This window comes from Pseudomonas sp. JUb42 (assembly GCF_024807945.1).
Taxonomy (GTDB): domain Bacteria; phylum Pseudomonadota; class Gammaproteobacteria; order Pseudomonadales; family Pseudomonadaceae; genus Aquipseudomonas.
In genome coordinates this window covers 357,937-380,731 of sequence record NZ_JANUFD010000004.1, presented here as the reverse complement: position 1 = coordinate 380,731, position 22,795 = coordinate 357,937, and the positions used below count along the sequence as shown (strand labels likewise).

General features: G+C 60.9%; 16 protein-coding genes. 10 read left to right on the top strand and 6 right to left on the bottom strand.

Going from position 1 to position 22,795, the window contains the following annotated elements; all coding sequences use genetic code 11:
* Window positions 1-222: 222 nt before the first annotated feature.
* The 4 genes from M2401_RS10585 to mnmC all read right to left on the bottom strand — a co-directional run bounded on the left by M2401_RS10585 (window position 223) and on the right by mnmC (window position 6,572).
* Window positions 223-1,284 carry a lipocalin-like domain-containing protein gene (locus M2401_RS10585; RefSeq protein WP_259102542.1) on the bottom strand — a complete coding sequence of 354 codons (1,062 nt, stop codon included), beginning with the start codon at window positions 1,282-1,284 and terminating at the stop codon, window positions 223-225.
* Complete coding sequence (locus tag M2401_RS10580; RefSeq protein WP_259102541.1) at window positions 1,274-3,733, bottom strand: ABC transporter permease; 2,460 nt, start codon at window positions 3,731-3,733, stop codon at window positions 1,274-1,276. Before M2401_RS10580 ends, M2401_RS10585 begins: the two co-directional genes overlap by 11 nt.
* Window positions 3,730-4,392: an ABC transporter ATP-binding protein gene (locus M2401_RS10575; RefSeq protein WP_259102539.1), complete on the bottom strand. Its 663-nt coding sequence runs from the start codon at window positions 4,390-4,392 to the stop codon at window positions 3,730-3,732. Before M2401_RS10575 ends, M2401_RS10580 begins: the two co-directional genes overlap by 4 nt.
* A 203-nt stretch (window positions 4,393-4,595) precedes the next feature.
* On the bottom strand, window positions 4,596-6,572 hold the full coding sequence (gene mnmC, locus M2401_RS10570) for a bifunctional tRNA (5-methylaminomethyl-2-thiouridine)(34)-methyltransferase MnmD/FAD-dependent 5-carboxymethylaminomethyl-2-thiouridine(34) oxidoreductase MnmC (protein WP_259102538.1): 1,977 nt from the start codon (window positions 6,570-6,572) through the stop codon (window positions 4,596-4,598).
* A 137-nt stretch (window positions 6,573-6,709) separates the two neighbouring features.
* On the opposite strand from mnmC, the gene M2401_RS10565 reads away from it, so the two are divergent.
* A complete protein-coding gene (locus M2401_RS10565) occupies window positions 6,710-11,722 on the top strand; it encodes an NEL domain-containing protein (RefSeq protein WP_259102536.1) in 5,013 nt (1,670 codons plus the stop codon).
* A 277-nt stretch (window positions 11,723-11,999) separates the two neighbouring features.
* Window positions 12,000-13,496: a polyphosphate:AMP phosphotransferase gene (gene pap / locus M2401_RS10560; RefSeq protein WP_259102535.1), complete on the top strand. Its 1,497-nt coding sequence runs from the start codon at window positions 12,000-12,002 to the stop codon at window positions 13,494-13,496.
* Window positions 13,497-13,895: 399 nt separating this feature from the next.
* On the opposite strand, the gene M2401_RS10555 is transcribed toward pap, so the two are convergent.
* Together M2401_RS10555 and M2401_RS10550 are read right to left on the bottom strand one after the other, a co-directional pair.
* Window positions 13,896-14,618 (bottom strand): FadR/GntR family transcriptional regulator, encoded by a 723-nt coding sequence (locus M2401_RS10555; protein ID WP_259102533.1) that lies wholly within the window; start codon window positions 14,616-14,618, stop codon window positions 13,896-13,898.
* Window positions 14,619-14,807: 189 nt separating this feature from the next.
* On the bottom strand, window positions 14,808-16,544 hold the full coding sequence (locus tag M2401_RS10550; RefSeq protein WP_259102532.1) for an IlvD/Edd family dehydratase: 1,737 nt from the start codon (window positions 16,542-16,544) through the stop codon (window positions 14,808-14,810).
* A 192-nt stretch (window positions 16,545-16,736) separates the two neighbouring features.
* Here M2401_RS10550 and M2401_RS10545 point away from each other — a divergent pair, with 192 nt between their 5' ends.
* The 8 genes from M2401_RS10545 (at window position 16,737) to M2401_RS10510 (ending at window position 22,789) form a co-directional block, all read left to right on the top strand.
* Entirely contained in the window at window positions 16,737-18,056 is a 1,320-nt protein-coding gene (locus M2401_RS10545; RefSeq protein WP_259102530.1) for an MFS transporter, read from the top strand.
* A 220-nt stretch (window positions 18,057-18,276) separates the two neighbouring features.
* Window positions 18,277-19,272, top strand: coding sequence for an AraD1 family protein (gene araD1, locus M2401_RS10540; protein WP_259102528.1), 996 nt, complete (start codon window positions 18,277-18,279; stop codon window positions 19,270-19,272).
* A gap of 55 nt (window positions 19,273-19,327) precedes the next feature.
* The gene (locus M2401_RS10535) at window positions 19,328-19,618 is read left to right on the top strand and encodes a DUF5629 family protein (RefSeq protein ID WP_259102526.1); all 291 of its coding nucleotides are present in this window, start codon (window positions 19,328-19,330) and stop codon (window positions 19,616-19,618) included.
* Window positions 19,619-19,852: 234 nt separating this feature from the next.
* On the top strand, window positions 19,853-20,359 hold the full coding sequence (locus M2401_RS10530; RefSeq protein ID WP_259102525.1) for a hypothetical protein: 507 nt from the start codon (window positions 19,853-19,855) through the stop codon (window positions 20,357-20,359).
* Window positions 20,360-20,422: 63 nt separating this feature from the next.
* Entirely contained in the window at window positions 20,423-21,586 is a 1,164-nt protein-coding gene (locus M2401_RS10525; protein ID WP_259102523.1) for a lactonase family protein, read from the top strand.
* 184 nt (window positions 21,587-21,770) lie between these two features.
* Complete coding sequence (locus M2401_RS10520) at window positions 21,771-21,950, top strand: hypothetical protein (RefSeq protein ID WP_259102521.1); 180 nt, start codon at window positions 21,771-21,773, stop codon at window positions 21,948-21,950.
* Between the two features lie 429 nt (window positions 21,951-22,379).
* Window positions 22,380-22,571 carry a hypothetical protein gene (locus M2401_RS10515; RefSeq protein WP_259102519.1) on the top strand — a complete coding sequence of 64 codons (192 nt, stop codon included), beginning with the start codon at window positions 22,380-22,382 and terminating at the stop codon, window positions 22,569-22,571.
* Window positions 22,568-22,789 carry a hypothetical protein gene (locus tag M2401_RS10510; protein ID WP_259102517.1) on the top strand — a complete coding sequence of 74 codons (222 nt, stop codon included), beginning with the start codon at window positions 22,568-22,570 and terminating at the stop codon, window positions 22,787-22,789. The genes M2401_RS10515 and M2401_RS10510 overlap by 4 nt, the downstream gene beginning before the upstream one ends.
* The last annotated feature ends 6 nt before the right edge of the window (window positions 22,790-22,795 follow it).

Sequence of the window (22,795 nt, the reverse complement as noted above, 5' to 3'; positions counted from 1 at the left end):
TAACCGGCGCACCCGAGGGTGCCCCACGCAAAGCCGCCATTGCGGCGCGCGTGGTGCAACTCAAACAGGCTGCTAAACCCGATCACTGATTCTCAGCGACCGGCGCAGACTAGAGAGCGTTTTTTACCCACGCAAGAGGCTGCGGATTGTCTCGGAAACTTCATACGCAATAAAGGGAAAGGCCCGTCCTAGAGCGGTTTTTTCGTGAGCGAAAGTAACTATCTAATACCCGGTCATCTCCAGATACCCCATGCCCTGATGACTGCCTGAAAATCGCACCGGCCCCTCCCAATAGGGCAGGCTCAGGTTCATCCAGGCATTGCTGTTCAGCGCCTCGACGCTGATCGTCACGGCCTTGCCGGGAATACTCACGGTCCAACGGGTGGGCAGGCGATGCCCGGCCACGCTGGTTTCATTCTCGGGCTTGAGACTGACGGCCTTGGCATCGAGGGTTTGCGTCGAGCCATCCGGATTTATCCAGGTGCCGGTGACATACGGCTCGCCCTGTTTCTCACGCATGCGATAAAGCATGACTTCGCTGCCGTCATTCAGGTGCAGGGAGAACCAGTCCCAGCCGCTCTGGTTGGCGGTCAGGGGCTGGCTGCTCCACTCGCGATCGAGCCAGGCCGGGCCGCTGACGGTGTAGGACTTTGCGTCTATTTCCACTTGTCCCTGCGCCTGAAAGAACGGCTGGCTGTAGTAATACGAGGCCTGGCCCTGTTCGGATTTCTGGCTGAAACCCTGCTGACCTTGCAGTACTGGTGCTTTGCCCGAGGTCAGTTGCAGGCGATAGCTGAAGCGCGGGTCTCTGGCTTGCAGTTCCAGTTTGCTCAGGTCGTTCTGGCCTTCCAGCGCCCAGTCATCGATGCGCGCGCTAAAGGGCCCGAGGCTGACCCCGGCCTGGCCGACGCCGCCCCTTGCGTAGCGTTCGGCGGCGTAGTGGCGGGTGGCTGAGGTGACGGCGGCGTGGCCCATCCAGATCGTGCTGTCGGCCCAGCCCGAGGCTTGCGGGCCGGGGCGCAGGGCGTTGCGGAACAGCGTCCATTGCACGCCGAAATCGTTGCCTTGAGCGTCCTTGAGATTGGCGGTGATGTACCACCACTCGATACGAAAATCGGGATGCGGGCCGTGGTCTGCGGGGAATGCCAGCACTTTGCCAGGCACAACCTGGGCGAAGTCGGCGGCCTGATTGCCCAGCCCGGCGAAGCCTTGGCCCGGCTCGGGTTTGTCATAGCAACCACCGAGCAGCAGGGCGATACACAGGATTGCGCGGTTAATCTTCATGGGTAAAGGTCCTCAGCAGATCCACCGGCCGCGTGCGGTACAGCTTGCGCAGCGGCCAGGCCGAGGCGAGCAGGGTGGCGAGCATGGCCAGGGCCAGCAGTTGCAGCAATTGCCAGGGGAAAATCTGCAAGGGCAGGCGCCAGCCAAAGGCCTGCACGTTGATCACCGCATCCAGGCACCAGGCCAGTAGCAGGCCCAGAGGCAGGGCGAGGATCAGGGTCAGTACGGCGAGCAGCCAGGTCTGGCCGAGATTGAGCAGCATCAACTGGCGCCGCGTCACGCCCATGGCCCACAGCGGCGCCAGTTGCCCGAGACGGCTCTGGCTTTGGGTCAGCAGGCTGATAAACAGCGCCACGCCCGCGACGCCGAGGGTCAGACTGTTGAGGGCGGCGGTGGCGGCGAAAGTGCGTTCAAAGACCTGGCTCGACCAGGCTTTCAGGCGCTGCTGATCGATCAGGTGGTTATCATCCAGGTCGAAGCGCTGGCGCAGTGCGTCCATCGTCTCGCTGACAGTGTTCGGGGCCAGGCGCAGGTTGAAGCGCAGCGGCTGTTGATCCGGCCAGTGGCGCAGCAGTTGTTCGTTGTTGATCAGCAGGTGGCCCTTGGGATTACCGTAATCGGCGTAGATACCGACGACCCTCGGCGACCAATCTGAGGTTACTGGCAGCTTGTCTCCCACAGTGATTTTCAGATGCCGGGCCAACTGCTCGCTTAGCATCACGCTGTCGCCTGCCGCGAGTTGCTGCCACGGATCGCCTGCGACGGACTCAAGCAACGGCCAGTGCTGGCGATAGTGGGGATGGTCGATGATGCCAAACAGGTCAGCGGGCCAGCCTTGCAGCGTCAGGGGGATTTGCCAGGTGGGCAGCACGGCCTGAATGCTCGGTTGCTCGCTTAGCCATTGCTGCAGGGGTTGGGTTTGTTCGGGTGTCTGCGGGCTGACGTATAGCTCGGCGCTCAGGCGCTGTTCCAGCCAATTGCCGAAGGTCTGGCGAAAGCCCGAGGTCATGCTACCCGCGCCGATATTGGCGGCCAGGGCCAGCAGCAACGCCATCAAGGCCAGGCTCAGCGCGGGCAATTGCTGGCGGCAATCAGCGAGAAACCATTGACCCAGCACCGAACGGCTACGGCCGAGCAAGGCGTCGAGCAGGCGACTGAGCAGCACCGGCAAACCGAGGGACGCGCTGAGCAGCAGCGCCGCCATCAACACGAAACCGGCCGCCAGGCTGTTGCCGAAAACCAAGGCCGCCACCGCAATGACCGCCGCAGTCGAGGCCACCCAGGCCTGCCGTCGTAGCCAGCGGGCATAGGCCTGATGCCAGGCCTGGGCATTGGCCAGTGCCAGCAAGGGCAGGCGTGCGGCCCGTAGCAGGCTATTGGCCCCGGCGAGCAGGGCGCCGAACAGGCTCAGGCCAATACCGCTGAGCCACCACCATGGGCTGAGGCTCAGTTGCCCGGCCACTTCGGCACCGTACAAACCGCGCAGGCTGGCGGCGACATCCGGCAGCAAGGCACTGGCCAACAGGTAGCCGCTGATCACGCCAAGGATGCCGCCCAGCACTGCCAGCGCGCCCAGTTCCAGGGCCAGGGTGAACAACAACAGCCGCGCACTGACCCCGCAGGCACGCAGGTTACGCAACAATCCGCGACGTTGTTCCAGGGCCAGGCCGATGGCGGCGTGGACGATAAACAGGCCGACCACGAAGGACAGAAAACCCAAGGCATCGAGATTCAGGTGAAAGCTCTCGGTCAGGCGCGCCAGGCTGTTTTCTTCGCCGCCCTTGTTCAACTGCAAGCCTTGGGGCAGTGGCAGGGCGTTGGCGGCGAAAGCGGTCGGCAATAGCAGGCGCGTCAGTTGGCCATTCATGCCCAGCAAGGGTTGGGCGAAACCGATATCCATCAGCAGCAGGCCCGGCGCCATATCGGCTTGAACCTGTAACGGCGGCAGCGTCTGGCCGCTCTCTGTCTGCACTTGTTGGCCCGGTTGAAAACCCGACTCGTGCAGGGTCTGCGGGGCGATCCAGGTGCGCCCTGGCGTGAGGAAGAAGTTGACCTGTTCGGCGACATCGAGCTTTTGCCCGGCAATGGCCGAGCCGCCGGGCAGCGACACCGGCTCAATGCCCATGACCCGCAGGCGCTGCTGGGGGTGAGCCTTGAGGCTGATACGCCCTTCGACCACCGGCGACACTGGCCATCCTGTTCGACGCAGATCGACGAACAGGCTCTGTGGCAGTGGATTGCCGGTAACACTGACCAGACTGGCTGGAGGTTCGCTGCCGATCAACTGGCTGGCTTTGGCATAACTGTCCCGGGCCTGCTGATTGAGGGCTTCGACGCCGGTCAGCAGGCCGGTCGCCAGCCATAGCCCGGTCAGTACGCTGAAAAACTGCACGGGATGGCGTCGCCAATGACTGAGCAGGGCGCGCAGGGTCCAGTACAGAACGTTCATGACTGCGTAGCCAGACGGCCAAAGTGCAGCAGTTCGGTGCGTTGCAGGCGCTCGGCAACCCGCGGGCTATGGGTGACCATCAGCAGGCTGGTGCTGCTGTTGGCCAGCAGGTCGAGCAGCAGTTGCAGCACTTCATCACTGGTGGCCTCGTCGAGATTGCCGGTGGGTTCGTCGGCCAATAACAGCGCCGGTCGCGAGGCCAGAGCTCGACCAATCGCTACGCGTTGTTGCTGGCCGCCTGACAGTTGCTCGGGGTAACGCGTGAGCAGGTCAGCCAAACCCAGACGCTTGATCAGCTCAGCCTGCCAGCTTGGCTCATAGCGCCCGGCCAGACGCGCCTGAAAGGCCAGATTGTCTTCGACCTTGAGGCTGCCGATGAGGTTGAACTGTTGGAAAATCAAGCCGATTTCGGTGCGCCGCCAATTGGCCAGTTGCGCTTCGTTCATGTGCTCCAGACGCTGCCCGGCGATCTCGATGGTGCCCGCGTCGACCTGATCCAGCCCGGCGATCAGGTGCAGCAGGGTGCTTTTGCCGCTGCCGGATTCGCCCATCAGCGCCAGGCTTTCGCCCTGTTGCAAGTGCAGGTCGACACCGCGCAATACGGCCAGCGGGCCTTGGGCGGTGGCGTAGTTCTTGAAGACGCCGGTTACCTGGAGCATGGGCGGTCTCGATGTTGGTCTGGGTCGAGTGGGCGAGGTCACCCGCATATCTTTGGGAGCGAATTGCGGGTATGAATTGTGGGAGCGAATTCATTCGCGAATAGACCAGTACATCCGACGCATTTGCATAGCCTGTAATACCGCTTTCGCGAATGAATTCGCTCCCACAGTCGCCCTTCTGATTTCGCCATTTTGCCCTTTGGTTACACCCCGCGAATCAACTCCCGCAACATAAAGCGGTTCGGGTGGCAGGCCTTGACCACGCTAAGGGGCAGCGGCAGCGGTTCGTTATCCAGCCAGGCCGCCAGCAGTTCGGCGCACAGCGGTGCAGTAATCAGCCCGCGAGAGCCGTGGCCGCTGTTGACATACAGACCATCGAGCCACGGGCAGGGCGTGTCCGGCACCTGGCGGGCGTCCTTGGCGAGGGCGGCGTAGGTGCTGAGGAAGGCCTGTTTATCCGCCAGCGGCCCGACGATGGGCAGGTAGTCGGGGCTGGTGCAGCGAAACGCCGCCCGGCCTTGCAGGGTTTCTGGCGGCAAATGCCGGGCGTCGAGACGGGTGCTGAGGTCGGCGGAGATTTCCTGCAACAGCGCCAGGTTGCCCAGGTGATCTTCGGCGGTCGTACTCAAGTCCGTATTGGTGAAGTCGAAACTGGCGCCCAGTGTGTGCTCGCCATGCCGCGCCGGGGCGACATAGCCTTCGGCACAGACCACGGTTTTCAGTGCCTGGCTGGCCTCGGTCTGGGGCAGGCGGGTGATCTGCCCACGAATGCGCTTAAGGGGCAGGTCGGCGCTGGCCGGGAAGCGTTTGATCTCCGCCGCGCCCGCCAGTACGACAACGGTGGCGCTGTCGATCAGCCGCTCGCCGTCCCAGGCCTGCCATTGCCCGGCTTCATGACGCAGCTCGACCACGTCCTGATGCAGGTGCACTTGGATATTCGGGTGCGTGGCCTGTGCCTGACACAACGCTGGAGGATGCACCCAGCCGCCTTCGGGGAAGAACAGCCCGCCCGAGTCCAGGCCGATCCCGCTGAGCTGTTCGGCGCCGGCCTGCTCGACGTGGTGCAGCAGTTCCCGGGGGAAAGCTGCCGCCAGCTGCGCCTGGCGCAATAGCTCCTTGTCGTTGAAGGCCAGTTGCAGCACGCCGCAGGCGTCCCAGTCGACGCCCCGCTGCAGGGTTTCCAGCAGGCGGCGGGTGTAACCGAAACCGCTGAGGATCAGTTGCGACAAGGTCGTGCCGTGGGCCGACAGCTTGAGGTAGAGCACGCCCTGGGGATTGCCCGAGGCTTCCTGAGCCAGCTCGTCGTGACGCTCTAACAAGCTGACCTGCCAGCCGCGTGCCGCCAGGCTCGCCGCCGTGGTGCAACCGGCCATGCCGCCGCCAATCACCATTGCCTTGCGTGGGCCGCCAAGGGCCTGGGGTCGGGCGAACCAGGGTTTGCTCGCGGGCAGTGGCTCGACGTCTTCGGGCCAGCCTTCGAAGGTGCCGCGCAGCACTTCCCACTTATGGCCGATGCCTGGCACGCGTTTCATCTTGAAGCCTGCAGTGTTCAAGGCGCGGCGCACCCAGCCGGTGCTGGTGAAGGTGCCGATGGTGGCATCAGGCGCGCAGAGCCGGGCCAGTTCGGCGAACAGTTCCGGGGTCCACATTTCCGGGTTTTTCGCCGGAGCAAAACCGTCGAGGAACCAGGCGTCAATCTGCCCGTCCAGTTGCGGCAGCATTTCCACGGCATCGCCGATCAGCAGGGTCAGGGTCACTCGGCCATTGTCGAATACCTGGCGCTGAAAGCCGTCATGTACCGCGACGTATTGCTTGAGCAAGGGTTCGGCAAAGGCGGCCAGTTCCGGCCACAGGCCGAGGGCGCGATGCAGGTCGGCCTGGCTCAGGGGGAATTTTTCCACGCTGACGAAATGCAGGCGGGCATCAAGCGGTGCGCATTCGGCAAAGAGCTGCCAGGCGCAGAGAAAATTCAGGCCCGTGCCGAAACCGGTTTCACCAATCACCAGACGTCCACCTGCAGGCAGTTCGCTGAAGCGCCTGTGCAAATCGTTTTGCACGAGGAACACATGCCGCGTTTCTTCAAGGCCCGACTGGGTGGCGAAGTAGACGTCAGAGAAGGTTCGGGAATGGGGGTTGCCCTGGTCGTCCCAATCGATCTGGGCATGGCGGGTAATGGTCACGATTGCGCTCAGCTTGTGTACGGGCTGTTGATATTAGCGCAGCGCCGGACAGAGGCGGCCTCTATATAACTATCTACCGCTACTGACAGGTTAAAAGCTGATCACGTGCTCACTCTTTTATCACTTGGAGTTGAGCCATGACCAATGCCACGACCAATGTTCACCATGATTTTATAAAGGGCGCGCTGCCTGGCTGGTACGTCAATTCACCCGCTGACCTGCGCAAGCGCCTGAACCGCGATATTGCCTTCGCACGTCAGTTGCAGAGCGCCCAGGCCACGGCCTTGAATGGGTTGAAAGGCCTGGGCGAGTTTGTCACACCCTTGCTTTCACAGGCGCTGGAGCAAGCGTTCGGGGCGCGCCTGGACATCGAGCGTGACGAAATCTGGCAGGCCACCCTGAGCCCGCCCGAGTGCACGGCCTGCAAAGGCTATCTCGGGACATCGGGGCCGACACGCAGGAGGACCTGGCTGGAAAATCAACTGGAGATAGATAGCGGCAAGCTGCCCGTTGGCGTCGAGGCAATCAGTCGTCGAACCTTGTTGCAGGCTGCGCTGAGCAATTATCAGCGTGAAGAAGTAACGGCTGCGACGGACGAGCGTTTTTCCAGTGTGCGTAAATATCGACCAGACCCGGCAACGCCGACGACGTATTTGCCGAACATAGCGGCCGCAGCTTTTATGCAGTTGTGTCGCCGACTGGATCTGGGCGAGCAGTATCAGACCCATCTCAACAGCGTGTTCGCGCCATCGACTGAAGCGGTGATGCGCGGTACGCCGGGCTCCGAGCAGATCATGCAGGCGCTCAATGACAGCGCGCTCTACAAAATGCTCGTCGAGGCGCATATCGCTCGCATGAAAGGCAAGCTGTCCCCCGCTGCCTATCTGGCGGTGCTCTCGGCTGCCGGTTATCAGGACGATGGAATTGTTCACGTTTCCACAGAGGTGTCGTACCTCAATCTTTTACAGACTCATTTGAGGGATGTGCTGGTTTTGCAGTCGACGGTGTCGACTCGTTGCATTGTCTATATCCCCGATGATCCTGCCTCACCGTTCAGCGAACATGGCTCTCTCGATGAGTTGCAGAACTGGCTGCGTCGCAGGCTCAGGAACAGTAGTTTTCAACAGTTCTTCGGCAACTTTGCCCGGTTGCGCGATAAGGGCCGGTTGCTGGCCCGGCTCAAAAGCCGCTTGAGTACCCTGACCACCAGAACCGAGCAATACGGCAGTGGCCTGCTGACCAGCACCCAGACTCTGGTCGTGCCTGACGATAGCGTGAGCCTTGATCTGAAGCTGACGCCGGTAACCGACCTGACTACCAATCACTTCGCTATAACGACCCAGGTGCGTATCCGCGAGGACGCGCGGGTGTTGGCGGTGCCGGTTTTCGAGAAGGATCAGGCGTCCGAAATCGCGCGTCTGACCGAGCTTGCCGAGACCGTGCTGACCGTGGCCGGTTTTATCCCCGGTCTCGGTGAGGTGGTGGCGGTGATTATCGGCTTGCAGTTGCTGGGGGAGGTCTTCGAGGGCGTGGTGGCCTGGACCCAGGGTGATCTGGAAGCGGCGCTCGGGCATCTGGAAAACGTTGCGGTAAATCTTGCGATGGCGGCGAGCATGGCGATCGTTGGCCATGAGCTGTCCGTGTTATTGACCCCGGTCAGGGCGTCGTCTTTTGTCGACAGCATGCGGCCTGTCACCCTCAACAATGGTGAGGTGCGCCTGTGGTCGCCGAACCTTGTGCCCTTCGCCAGTGATGTTGTGTTGCCGTCGGGCCTCAAGCCTGATGCCGAGGGCGTATTCAGCCATCGGGGTCAGCAATACGTGTCGCTGGAGGATCGGCTCTACCCGGTTCGTCAGGATACGGCCCTGAACACCTGGCGCGTCGAGCCGCCGCGTAACGGGCGCTTTTCGCCGACGCTGGAGCACAACGGTGCCGGTGCCTGGCGCCATGAGGGCGAGAACCCTGCCGACTGGGACGCAAGAAAATCCTTCAGGCGCCTGGGCCATCGTGTTGCGTCGCTGCCCGAGGAGGCGGTCGAACAGGTGATGCGGGTCAGCGGCGCCGATCACTCGCTGCTATCGGTGCTGCACCTTGATCGCCAGGCGCCACCAGCCGGCTTGCTCGACACCCTTGAGCGCTTCGGTCTGAACCAACAGGTCTCGACCTTTATCGAGTTGATCAACGATGGCAGCCGCTATGAGTCTGCGGACCCGCGCTTGCAGCTCAAGCTGCTGCCGTTGATTCGCGGTTGGCCGAAGGAACGGGCCATTCATGTGTCGAGTGGGTTGGCGGGCGAGACCTTGCCGTCCGGTCGTCCCATTGTGGTCAGTCAGGCACGGATCGATCAGGGCAAGCTAATGAGCACGGTACTCGACGCCCTGAGCGAAGATGAAAAAGCCCTGATCTTCAACCCGCGAAGGCCGGCCAATCCGATGAATCTGGCATTCGAAGTCGGCCGTGTGAGCTGGGACAGCCGGCCGCTGTTGTTCGACACCTTGAACCTGCTGCGTGAACAGAGCACCGATCCTCTGGTGATGTTGCTCAAACGTGACTTTCCAGGCCTGCCCACCGCTGCGGCGCGGGAGGTGCTGGCCGAGGCCGATGCGCAGCAACTGACGCAGATGCAGTCCACGCAGCGCATCCCTCTGGCGCTCAATGAGCGGGTTCGCGGCTATTTGCAGGAGACGCGGGTCAATCAGGCGCTGGAAGGGTTTTTCCTGGCGTCCCGGGCAGACCACGGCGATACCCACAAGCTTGCCCTGCATCTGCTGGAGCGCCTGCCGGGGTGGCCCAAGGGCTTGCGTATTGAGGTACGTAACGGTGCGCTCAATGGCCCGTTGCTGGATGCCATCGGTGAGCGCTCGGCAACGCAGCGCGCTTTGCTGGTCAAGAGCGGCAGCCGCTATCAGGCGTTTGATCGACGAGGCCAGGCGCTGCAGGAAGAGGTTCTGGAACGCCACAACTTTTTCTCGGCGGTGCTGCAGGCTCTGCCCGCACAAGCACGTCAGGCCATCGGCTTCAACGATTCGGCGGTGGGTACCTTGGCGCTGCTTGAGCGCATTTTCAGGGAAGCGACCAGCCAGCGTCTGCGTGTGGCGAAGATACTGGGCATGCAGCAGGTCAAATCCGGCTTTCGCGGTCCCGGGCGCCTGCTCGACGGGCGTTTTGGCTATCGCTTGAGTGGGCGTGGCCTGCCGATCGCCAGCTTGCCTGAAGCCGATCGGCAACGACTGGGGGCTGCCTACGCACGGTTATATCCGGACCTGGCCGACAACCCGGCATTCGTCACCGACATGGCAAATTATGTCAGTAGCCGGCTGGAGGAGGGCGCGACGGTTGAGCTGTTATGGCAGGAAGTCCAGAACCGATTGCAGGAAATGGACACCTTGAGCACGGCGCTTGATGGCTGGGTGGCATCGACGCAACCGGGTACTCAGTCAGCGGTGCGGCGTGAAGTCGCTGATGCGATCAGCGATGCCTGGCTCTTCAATGCCGAGTCTTCGCCGAACATGGGGCGGCGTGTGGTGTTTCTCGCTGACCTGGATATGCGAGAACTGGCCGGGCTGCCCGAGTTGGCCGGGCACTATGCGCAGATCCGTTCCATCACCCTTGATACGGTCACCGCGACGGCCGCACAGCTCGACAGCTTTCTTGGCCTGTTCCCCAATATTACCAACCTGAGCCTGGTCAGGAGCCAGATCGCCGGGCTGCCGGAGCGCCTGCATACGTTAGGGCAACTGGCCTACCTGTCACTGGACGGGGCGGGTCTGACCCTCGATCAGGGCGCCATGGACCGCCTGATGCAGATACCCAATCTGGTGTCCCTGGACCTGGGTGGCAATACTCTGGGCGAACTGACCCCTGTGCACCATGCTCATCTTGAACGGCTCTGGCTGTACCGCACAGGCCTGACGCAATGGCCGCAGTGGACTGACAATCTGGGGCTGCGCTTGCTGGATATCAGTGCCAACCGTATCGAACATCTGCCCTTGCAGGTCATTCAGAACGGCAGCCATGCCCCCTATCGGATGACCATCCTGGCCTATGGCAACCCCCTCGATCAGGCTGAGTTGCGCCGTTACTGGGCCAATACCCATGGGCGTGCAGACGATGTGTACCGCCTGGAGTTCGATGCCCCCGGCGATAGCCGGGACAGTGTCAGTGAGTTCGCGGACGCTTCCGATGATTCCAGTACCCTGAGGGAGATCTGGTCCGATTCGGACAGTTCTGAGCGGGCGACGCCGATGCCTACCGTAGATATCTGGGAGGAGTCGGGACAGACGGAATTCAATACGCGGATGCGCACGGCCTGGGACAGCATCGAACAGGCCAACGATGCGCCGGACCTGCTGCTGTTGACCCAGCAGTTGCACCAGACTCAGGATTTCCGCCGCTATCACTCGCAGTTGAGCAACGATGTCCTGCAGGTGCTGGAGATGGCGGCGGGGGATGCAGAACTGCGTGGCGATTTGAATGCCATGGCCAATGACCGCATGCACGGCGCCAACCAGACCTGCCAGGACGGCATCAGGCTGATCTTCAGCGATATTCAGGTAACGGCCTATGTGCGTCGCGCGCTGCTCGACGCCGATACTTCGCAAGGCGCTCACATCGAGGCACGGTTGAAGGTGATGCGTAGCCTGTTTCGCCTGGACGAGATACAGACCATCGTCGATGAGGAGATCGTTGCCCGTAAATCCCAGAGCCTTACGGTCGATGACGTCGAGGTGCGTCTGGCTTACCGCATCGGCCTGGCCCGGGCGCTGGATCTACCCCGACAGCCCCACAGCATGGTCTTCGCGAAGATCGCCGAGGTCAGTGAACAGGCTCTGGAGAGCGCCAGGCAACGGGTTCTCGAGGGCGAACGGGGCTCCGGGTTCATTGGCTTTGCCGTAGCCAACTGGCAATGGAGTGAATTCCTGCGCAATGAATACAGCGCTGACTTTGCCCGCATAACCCAGCGGTTTGAGCCGCAGATGAGTGCGCTGGAAGATCTGCGCGAAAGCGATGCGGATGAGTATGAGCGGCGCAGTCAGGAGGTGATGGCCAATCGCGAGATTGCCGAGCATGAGTTGCTGGAGCAGCTTACGGAGAATATTCGAGAGCTGTTTTTTACGGCAGCGGATGCGGGCTCTCGTCGAACAACGTAAAACCTGCTGGCCATCGGAACTCTGTGGGGGGATTTATAGAAGAAAATTCTGTGGGAGCGAATTCATTCGCGAACAGGCCGGTGCATCCAATACATCTGCATCGTTTGGAATACTTTCGCGAATGAATTCGCTCCCACAATTCGCTCCCACAGGCCGGACCTCACCCGGTCCGGCTGACCGATCAGCCCGGTGCCGGTGAAGGATTATTAATTGATCCATCACCGGCAAACCATGCGCCGATAAAGTAGTCTCAATGATTCCAGAGAGGGAGACATGCATGTTCGAATCCGCTGAAATCGGTCACGTCATTGCCAAGGAAACCTACGACGCAGAAGTCCCGGCGCTGCGCGAAGCCTTGCTTGATGCCCAGTACGAGCTGCACGAGCAGGCCGGGCGCCAGATCATCGTGCTGATCAATGGCATCGAAGGCGCGGGCAAGGGTGAGACGGTCAAGTTGCTCAATGAGTGGATGGACCCGCGCTATATCGAAGTCCGTACCTTTGACCGCCAGACCGATGAAGAGCTGGCCCATCCCACGGCCTGGCGTTACTGGCGCCAGCTTCCCGCCAAAGGCCGCATGGGGGTGTTTTTTGGCAACTGGTACAGCCAGATGATTCAGGGCCGGGTCCATGGCAATTTCAAGGACGCCGTGCTCGACCAGGCCATCAATGGTGCCGAGCGTCTGGAAAAGATGCTCTGCGACGAGGGTGCGCTGATCTTCAAGTTCTGGTTTCACCTGTCCAAGAAACAGATGAAAACCCGCCTGAAAATGCTCAAGGACGACCCGCTGCACAGCTGGCGCATCAGCCCGCTGGACTGGCAGCAATCCAAGACCTACGACAAGTTCGTGCGCTTCGGCGAGCGGGTGCTGCGCCGCACCAGTCGCGACTACGCGCCATGGCATGTGATCGAAGGCATGGACCCTTACTACCGCAGCCTGACCGTGGGCCGGTTGTTGCTCGAAGGCATGCAGGCGGCCCTCAAGGCGCCGAAGGTCGAGGCGACCAGCCTGACCCTGGGGCCGTTGGCGGCCAACCACGGCGAATTCACCTTGCTCGACAGCCTGGACATGACCCTGTCGCTGGACAAGAGCGACTACGAAGAACAACTGATCACCGAACAGGCGCGCCTGTCCGGCAACATCCGCGACAAGCGCATGCAGCGCCATGCCCTGGTGGCGGTGTTCGAGGGCAATGATGCGGCAGGCAAGGGCGGCGCGATCCGTCGCGTGGCCGCCGCTCTGGACCCGCGTCACTACAATATCGTGCCGATTGCTGCGCCGTCCGAAGATGAACGCGCGCAGCCTTATCTATGGCGGTTCTGGCGGCAGATTCCGGCGCGAAGCAAGTTCACTATTTTCGACCGGTCCTGGTACGGCCGGGTGCTTGTCGAGCGGGTCGAAGGTTTTTGCAGCCAGGCCGACTGGTCCCGGGCCTACAGCGAGATCAACGACTTCGAGGAGCAGCTCACCGAGGCCGGTGTGGTGGTGGTCAAGTTCTGGCTGGCCATCGATCAGGACACCCAGCTGGAGCGTTTCGAAGCCCGGGAGAAGATCCCGTTCAAACGCTACAAGATCACCGAAGACGACTGGCGCAATCGCAAGAAATGGCCTGCCTACCGCGAGGCCGTGGGCGATATGGTCGACCGCACCAGTACCGAAATCGCCCCGTGGACGCTGATCGAGGCCAATGACAAGCGCTGGGCCAGGGTCAAGGTCCTGCGCACCCTCAACGAAGCGCTGGAAGCGGCGTTTGCCAGGGATAAAAAGAAATAGCAGGCATATAACTTGTTGGAGCGAGGCTTGCCCGCGAACGCGTCAGTTCAGGCGATTTGTTTTTTGCCTGATCCGGCCTGTTCGCGGGCAAGCCTCGCTCCAACGGGGGCTGCGTAGCTTCATCATCACTCGCCAAAACCTGCGACAACGCCTGAACGACGGCGCTGTAAAGCGGAGTCAAATCGCGCATGTCTACCTCTCCTTGTAAACCGGTTGTCAAAAAAACGGCATTACCAGGCTGATATTCGTTTCAGCCCTGTAACAACCTAGCTAAGAACAACTTTCGGAAAATGTAGGACGGATTTTTCATAAGGCTTATGCGTTTTTTGTGGGAGCGGCTTTAGCCGCGAGGGCAGTCTCCCGGCTAAAGCCGGTCCTACGGATTTGTGCAGGGCCGGTCTACAGTGACAAATCCTGCCCCAACACCACACTCAGGGCGTTACGCGCATCGTCCAGCTGTACCAGTGTTGCATGGCGGGCGCCGAGGGCATCGCGGTTCTCGATGGCGGTGAGGATTGCCTTGTGTCGCGGCAGGGCCAGTTCGTGCAGGTTGGGCCGCTGGTTGGAATGCTTGAGGGCTTCGCGCAGGGCCAGGGAGAGCATGTTGCACAGATGCGCAAGCAGGTCGTTGTGGGTGGCGTCGGCGATGCGGCTGTGGAAGTCCAGGTCGGGTTGCAGCAAGGCCTCCGGGTTCGCTGCGGTTTCCATGCGTTGGTAGGCCTCGCCGATGCCGGCGATTTCTTCCTCGGTGGCGTGTTGCGCAGCCAGGGCGGCTACGGCAGGTTCGATCACCGCACGCACGCTGGTCAGCAGGTTGAAGAATTCATTCTGTGGCGTGCTTTGCATGACCCAGTGCAGCACGTCCGGATCGAGCAGGTGCCACTCACGCCGCGCCTTGACCACCGTACCGACCCGTGGCCGCGAATAGACCAGCCCCTTGGCGACCAGCACCCGCGTGGCTTCGCGCAGAACCGGGCGACTGACCGCGTACTCCTCGCAGAGCAGGGCCTCGGCGGGCAGTTTCTCATCAGGCTTGAAGCGGCCAGAGACGATCTGCATGCCGATTTCCTGGACGATGCGGGCATGCATACTTTTACGGTCGGAGGGTTTTCGGTAATCCATGTGGACGCGGTCAATCCTGAGCGGGAATGCCGCGCATGATAGCACTGGCGTGACTTTGCCATACCTGTGGGAGCGCGGCTTGCCCGCGAAGAGGCTATTAAAGGCTTTCGATATTCTGAGCCGGACAAATCGCCTTCGCGGGCAAGCCTCGCTCCCACAGATCGTGTTTACATCTCGTCGATACTGATATCAGTGAGAATGCCTCGGCACCTCCGACCCGCGGCTGCCCACCAGGAAGTCAAAATCGCAGCCCTGATCCGCCTGCATCACATGGTCGATATAGAGCTGGCGATAGCCGCCGCTGAGCAATTTCGGCGGCGCCTGCCAGTCGGCCAGGCGGGCCTCCAGTTCAGCGTCGGAGATTTCCAGATGCAGGCGGCCACCGGCGCAGTCGAGTTCGATCCAGTCACCCTCCTGCACCACCGCCAGCGGTCCGCCGGCTGCGGCTTCCGGGGCGACGTGCAGGACCACGGTGCCGTAGGCGGTGCCGCTCATGCGCGCATCAGAGATCCGCACCATATCGGTGACGCCCTGGGCCAGCAGCTTGGCGGGCAGGCCCATGTTGCCGACTTCGGCCATGCCCGGATAACCCTTGGGCCCGCAGTTCTTCATGACCAGGATCGAGTTGGCATCGACGTCCAGATCCGGATCGTTGATGCGCGCCTTGTACATATCGAAGTTCTCGAACACCACGGCGCGGCCACGGTGCTGCATCAGCGCAGGGGTTGCTGCGGAGGGTTTGAGCACCGCGCCCAGTGGCGCCAGGTTGCCGCGCAGTACGCAGATGCCGCCGTCGGCGCGGATCGGGTTGTCGAGGGCGCGGATAACTTCGTCATCGCCGTAGATCGGCGCGTTCTGATTGTTTTCGCGCAGGCTTTTGCCGTTGACGGTCAGTGCATGGGGATTGGGCAGCAGGTTGGCCTCGTCGAGACGACGCAACACCGCAGGCAGACCACCGGCATAGTAGAACTCTTCCATCAGGAAGCGCCCCGACGGTTGCAGGTCGACGATGGTCGGCATGCCCCGGCCGATGCGGGTCCAGTCGTCCAATTCCAGATCGACGCCGATGCGCCCGGCAATGGCCTTGAGGTGGATCACCGCGTTGGTCGAACCGCCGATGGCGGCGTTGACGCGGATGGCGTTTTCGAAGGCTTCCTTGGTGAGGATCTTCGACAGCTTGAGGTCTTCGCGGACCATGTCCACGGCGCGCATGCCGGACATGTGGGCCAGCACGTAGCGGCGCGAGTCCACGGCCGGAATCGCCGCGTTGTGGGGCAGGGAAGTACCCAGGGCTTCGGCCATGCAGGCCATGGTCGAGGCCGTGCCCATGGTGTTGCAGGTGCCCGCCGAGCGCGACATGCCGGCTTCGGCGGAGAGGAATTCGTCGAGGCTGATCTGCCCGGCTTTATAAGACTCGTGCATCTGCCAGACGATGGTCCCGGCACCGATGTCCTTGCCATGGTGTTTGCCGTTGAGCATTGGCCCGCCGGTGACGACGATGGCCGGCACGTCGCAACTGGCGGCGCCCATCAACAGGGCCGGGGTGGTTTTGTCACAGCCGGTGAGCAGCACCACGCCATCGATGGGGTTGCCGCGAATGGCTTCCTCGACATCCATGCTGGTCAGGTTGCGGGTGAACATCGCCGTGGGGCGCAGGTTCGATTCGCCATTGGAGAACACCGGGAATTCCACTGGCCAGCCACCGGCTTCGATGATGCCGCGCTTGACGTGTTCGGCGATGGTACGGAAGTGGGCGTTGCACGGGGTCAGCTCTGACCAGGTGTTGCAGATGCCGATGATGGGCTTGCCGAACTGATGGTCGGCGATGCCCTGGTTCTTCATCCAGCTGCGGTACATGAAGCCGTTCTTGTCGGCGGTACCAAACCATTGGGCAGAACGCAGGGGTTTTTTAGCGGAATCAGACATGATCGGGGTTCTCTTATTGTAAGACTTAATTTTGGAGCTGTTCGCTAAAATAGGCCGAAAACTCTGCCGTGTGAAGAGTTGTTGTCTAAATAGTAATACTATATAGTCCGTGGCACATGAGGGACGACTCTGTCTGAAGGCAGCGCGCATCCCCCGGGATTCCATAACAAAAACAAATTGGAGACCGCACACATGAGCCAGGAACTCGGGCTTATACGCCGCATCACCCTGAAATTGATTCCCTTCCTGATCCTGCTCTACCTGATCGCTTATGTGGACCGCTCTGCCGTGGGCTTCGCCAAGCTGCATATGGGCGCGGACATCGGTATCGGCGATGCCGCCTACGGGTTGGGCGCCGGGCTGTTTTTCATCGGCTATTTCCTGTTGGAAATCCCCAGCAACCTGATGCTTGAACGTTTCGGCGCGCGGCGCTGGTTTGCGCGAATCATGATCACCTGGGGCGCCATCACTATCGGCATGGCTTTCGTTCAGGGGCCGTCGAGCTTTTATGTCATGCGCTTTCTGTTGGGCGCGGCAGAGGCGGGCTTCTTTCCTGGCGTGCTGTACTACATCACCCAGTGGTTCCCGGTACGCCATCGCGGCAAGATCCTCGGCCTGTTCATTCTTTCCCAACCCATCGCCATGATGATCACCGGGCCGGTCTCCGGTGGCCTGTTGGGCATGGACGGCTTGGCCGGTTTGCACGGTTGGCAGTGGTTGTTCATCGTCATCGGTACGCCGGCGATCCTGCTGACCTGGCCGGTGCTGCGCTGGCTGCCGGACGGTCCGCAACAAGTGAAGTGGATGGACCAGGGCGAAAAGGATTGGCTGGCCGGTGAGCTGAAAAAGGATCTGGAGGAGTACGGTCAGACCCGCCACGGCAACCCGCTGCATGCCCTCAAGGACAAGCGCGTGCTGTTGCTGGCGCTGTTCTACCTGCCAGTGACCCTGAGCATCTATGGCCTGGGCCTGTGGCTGCCGACGCTGATCAAGCAGTTTGGCGGCAGCGATCTGGTGACCGGCTTCGTTTCGGCAGTGCCTTACATCTTCGGCATCGTCGGCCTGCTGATCGTGCCGCGCAGTTCCGACCGCTTGAACGACCGTTACGGACACCTGGCGGTGCTCTACGTGATCGGCGCCATTGGCCTGTTTGGCGCTGCCTGGCTCAGCTTGCCCATGGCGCAACTGGCGGCACTGTGTCTGGTGGCGTTCTCGCTGTTTTCCTGCACGGCGGTGTTCTGGACGTTACCGGGGCGTTTCTTCGCCGGGGCCAGTGCCGCAGCCGGTATTGCCCTGATCAACTCGGTGGGCAATCTGGGCGGCTATATCGGCCCGTTCGTTATCGGCGCGCTGAAGGAATACACCGGCAATCTGGCGACGGGGCTGTACTTCCTGTCCGGAGTGATGGTGTTTGGCCTGATTCTGACCGGCATCGTTTATCGGGTGCTGGAGCGCAAGCATGTGTTGCCCAGCGAGCAGTTTGCGGCGAGTGCGCGCAGTCAGCGGGTTTGATTCTTGAAACAGCAGATAACTGAATGAGGTACGAGATTTTGTGAGAGCGGCCGTGGGAGCGAATTGTGGGAGCGAATTCATTCGCGAAGAGGCCGGTACGTCCGACGCATCTTCAGCGGTTGGAGCAGCGCTTTCGCGAATGAATTCGCTCCCACAGTTTAGCCCCTATAAATTCGCTCCTACCGGTCCAGTGTTTACGGCGTGATAAAGGAGCATGAACATGCGCTTAGTACAGTTCGAATTGAGCAATGGCCAGCGTCGCGTTGGTCTGGTAGACGGTGACCGGGTCCATGAAGTACTCGGCGCGAACAGCGTGCGCGAGCTGGCCCTGGCGGCCATCGATGCCGGTGTCAGCCTGGCTCGGCAGGTCGATGGCCTCGGGTTGGGTGAGCATCACGATTACGCGCAACTGCTTGAGCAGTTGCGCATCCTGCCGCCGCTGGATCATCCGGATCCGGCCCATGTGCTGGTCAGCGGCACCGGCCTGACCCATCTTGGCAGCGCCTCGGCGCGGGACAAGATGCACCAGCATGATGGCGAGGTCGAAGCGGGCATGACCGACACCATGAAAATCTTCAAGTGGGGCATCGAAGGTGGCAAACCGGCGGCGGGCAAGGTCGGCGCGCAGCCGGAGTGGTTCTATAAAGGTGACGGCAGCATTATCGTGCGCCCCGGCGCGGCGTTCCCGGTGCCGCCCTTTGCCGAAGATGCCGGTGAAGAGCCGGAGTTGAGCGGCCTGTATGTCATCGGCAACGACGGCAAACCGTATCGTCTGGGCTTTGCCCTGGGCAACGAGTTTTCCGATCACGTCATGGAACGCAAGAATTACCTGTACCTGGCCCACTCGAAACTGCGCGCCTGCTCTTTCGGCCCGGAACTGCGGGTCGGCGAGCTGCCGCAGAACCTGGCGGGTACCAGCCGCATCGTCCGTGATGGCCAGGTATTGTGGGAGAAGGAGTTCCTCAGCGGCGAGGCCAATATGTGCCATAGCCTGGAAAACCTCGAATACCACCATTTCAAATACAGTCAGTTCCTGCGTCCCGGAGATGTGCATGTGCATTTCTTCGGCACTGCGACCCTGTCCTTCGCCGATGGTATCCGCACTCAGGTAGGGGACCGCTTCGAGATCAGCCAAGGGGAATTCGGTCAGCCGCTGACCAACGGGATCGCTCCGAGCGAAGCGGCCTTTCAGCCGGGAGGCATCGGCAAACTCTGACTCGATGGGGTGTTTTGACCTATCATCCGCGTTTTTACCCAAGCGAATGACTGATATGACTGACACCCCCGCAACCTTGCTGGCCGCCCTGGAAGCAGCCCAGATGCTGGAAATCGACGGGCTGCACGCCTTCGATTTCGTCCTTGGCGATGAATTGCGTATCGAGAGCATGGACGGCCGCGAGCGCAAAGTCTGGCGTTTCAGCCAGGCCCAGGTCCAGGCCGCGACCTTCGATGGCGATCTGCAAAGCTGGGTTATCAATGACAGTAATGCCGATCACCGCATCCTCTGCATCGCCGACGCTTTCGCCCCCAGCGATGCCGAGGATGAAGACGAGCAGGGTTGATCCAGATCAATTTTTTGCCCGGTTGGCTGTAGTAATCTGATTTCCATGCGTCCCGCGTTTTTATGACGACGGGATCGGCATGGGCACGATGAGCAGGCCTGGCCTGCCATTACACACGGATGTGCTTGCCTTTCTCTTGTGCGGCCCTGGCTGCATAACGACACTGCAACGACTGGCCCGGCCAGTCACCGCCCGACGGATTCGGGCGGCTCGATATAGATAGGGAGATCCATCGTGAACACTCAACGTCCCATGCGTTGCACCCGGCTGTTGCCAGTCGTCTTCGGCTCGATTCTGCTGCTGGTCGGCATGATGCTGGCATTCGCCGGCGCCCGCCTGGCCAGCATGGGGGCTTCGTTTCACTACATGATGTCCGGTATCGGCCTGCTGAGCATCGGCGTGTTGCTGCTCATGGCCAGGCGTTGTGCCGTCAGCCTGTTTGCCTTGCTGCTGTTGCTCAGCACCCTGTGGGCACTGTGGGAAGTCGGTGTCACAGGCGAGGAGCTGCTGCCGCGCCTGGCCGTCTGGTTTGTGGTCGGGGCGCTGCTGTTGTTGCCGCGCATGCGCACCGGCCTGCGCCCGACCGGGCAGGACTTATCCACAGCCTGGCTGATCATTGCCCTGGTGCTGGCGGTGGTCTCGGTGGAGCCGTTGCGTCAGGTCGAGGGCGCCAAGGCCTGGGCCTCGCGGCTGATCCCCAGTTTGCAGCCGGATGTACGGGAGGCGGTGGCGGAAAACTAATAGGGGTCAGCCATGGTCCCAACTACTGCGTCGTGCATAACACCAATAAAAGGACATGCCCCAATGAATGCACCCTTGTTGCCCTGGCTGGCTTTGGCCAGCGCTTTCACGCTACTTCCCGTCCAGGCTCAAACCATGACAACTGCCGATGTACTGGTAGGTTCCTACACCCAAGGGACCAGCAAAGGGATTTATCGGCTGGCGTTCGACAGCCAGACCGGCAAGCTCGACCCGCAGCCGCGCCAGGTCATCGACAGCGAAAACCCTTCATGGCTGACACTCTCCAAAGATCAGCGCCACCTCTATGTAGTGAACGAGAACGGGCCGGGTCAGGCCGACGCGACCGGCAAGGTCAGCAGTTTCGCCATCGACGGTAAGACCCATCAGGTTACGCCGATCAATCAGGTGCAGAGCCGTGGCGATGAACCGACCCACTCAAGCCTCAGCCCCGATCAGCGTTTTCTTTTCGTCGCCAACTATGCCGTGCACCCTGAGCCCGGTGGTGTGCTGGCGGTGATTCCGGTAGGCAAGGACGGGAAATTGTCCGGCGTGGTGCAGACCGAAACCCACCCCGCCAGCCATGTTGACGCCGAGCGCCAGGCGTCGTCCCACGTGCATTCGGCGGTGCCGACTCCGGATGGCAAGTATTTGGTGGCCAGTGACCTGGGGGCCGACCGCTTGTTTGTCTATCGCTATGACGGCAGCAAGGAAAAGCCTCTGGAAGCCGCGAAGGTTGCGTTTGTCGAATTGCCGCCGGGTAGCGGGCCGCGTCACCTGCTGTTCAGTGCCGACGGCAAGCATGCCTGGCTGACCCTGGAGATGGCCGCTCAGGTCGCCGTGTTCGAATACCACGATGGCACCTTCAAGCAGACCCAGCAGGTCGATCTCAAGGGCGATGCGCAGAAGAACGGCGCGGGAGGCTTGCACGCCTCACCGGACGGCAAGTTCCTCTATGTGGCCAATCGCGGCGATGCCAATGAGTTGCTGGTGTTCTCCATCGATAAGGCCAGCGGCAAGCTCAAGGAGATTCAGCGTCGCTCGGTCGAAGGCAAGGAGCCGCGGGAGTTCAGTTTTGACCCCAGCGGCAAGTTCGTGCTGATCGCCAACCAGAAAAGCAACGCCATCGTCACGGTAAAACGGGACCCGAAAAGCGGTTTGCTGGGGGACACGGTGCAGAAAATCGACTTCGATTCGCCCTCGGACTTCAAATTTCTATCAGGCAAATAGGCGCAAAACAGGCGGCAAAATGTCGCAGACCCGCGCAGCACGCGGGTTTGCGCTTGTATTAATCGAATTGATAACGGCTATATGCGCAAAGCATTTTCATGATGGGCTCCTCAAGCGTAACTTCTCTCTCACGGCCTGACGGTCAAGACTTGAAACGCAACAATCAACACCGAGGAATACCGACATGAACTTCAATCTCTTCTCCATCATTGCCGCTTCCGCCATTTCTGCCAGCGTTGTATTACCTGCCAGCGCCAGCACCGAAGTGACCGAGAAAAAAGCACAAGCAACACAAACTTATACCCCACAGTATCTGCAAAAAAGCGCAAACTTCTACGCTGCACTGGATCACAAGATCCAATAATGAATAAGCGCCTTGAACGAATCCATTCCCCGTCAACGAATGTTTCGATCACTGGGAATGGGTTCCAATAAAATCTGAACCGGTAACATCAGGAATCACAGCGTCAATGCAGACGTTTTCGCGAGCATGTTCGCTTTAACACAGGTCTTTGCGACCACTGCCCACTGCGTGGCAGACCATGCAATTACTGTGGTGTGAGCTTGCTTGCGAAAGCGCCTGGCGCAAACTGGATTCCCTCCCTTGGTCCCCATCGCTTCGCAGCCTTGGGGATTTTTTTTGCCTGTTATAAATACTCACGCTATCGACCTGATCAACGGCCTCAATCATTAAGCCGACTGATATCCGCTATGCCGAGTCATCGTTTTCAATAATGTCGTGATTCTTCGATCATGGCGCCACTGGAAACACATGACTACGGAGTTACACAACATGGCCACTGCCATCCTTCAATCCATTAAACATGGCGCGTATGTTGCCATCTCTCTTTATGTTGTCTTCATTGCCGTGGTCACTGTTACCAGCATGAGTCCGCAACTTAAAAGTCACACTTTCCAGCCGGAACGCGCTTCCCTGGTTGAACTTGAGCGTGCCGCACCTGCAGCGCAGGAGCGTGCGTCATGAGCGGCAGTAAATTGTGGGTGACCGCAGGGTTGGCTCTGGCGATCAACGGCGGCTCGTTGCTGGGCATGGGCTTCGGCTCGGCCGGCGGGGTGGCGCGCAGTATCGAGTGCAAGCACGAGATTGCCCACGCCATAGAGAATGCCCGGGCGCTGAAATGGGCGGTGGAGAATCCACCGTTCAAGATTGGGCAGGGTTTACCCGGTTGGGCGTACACATAATCCCCA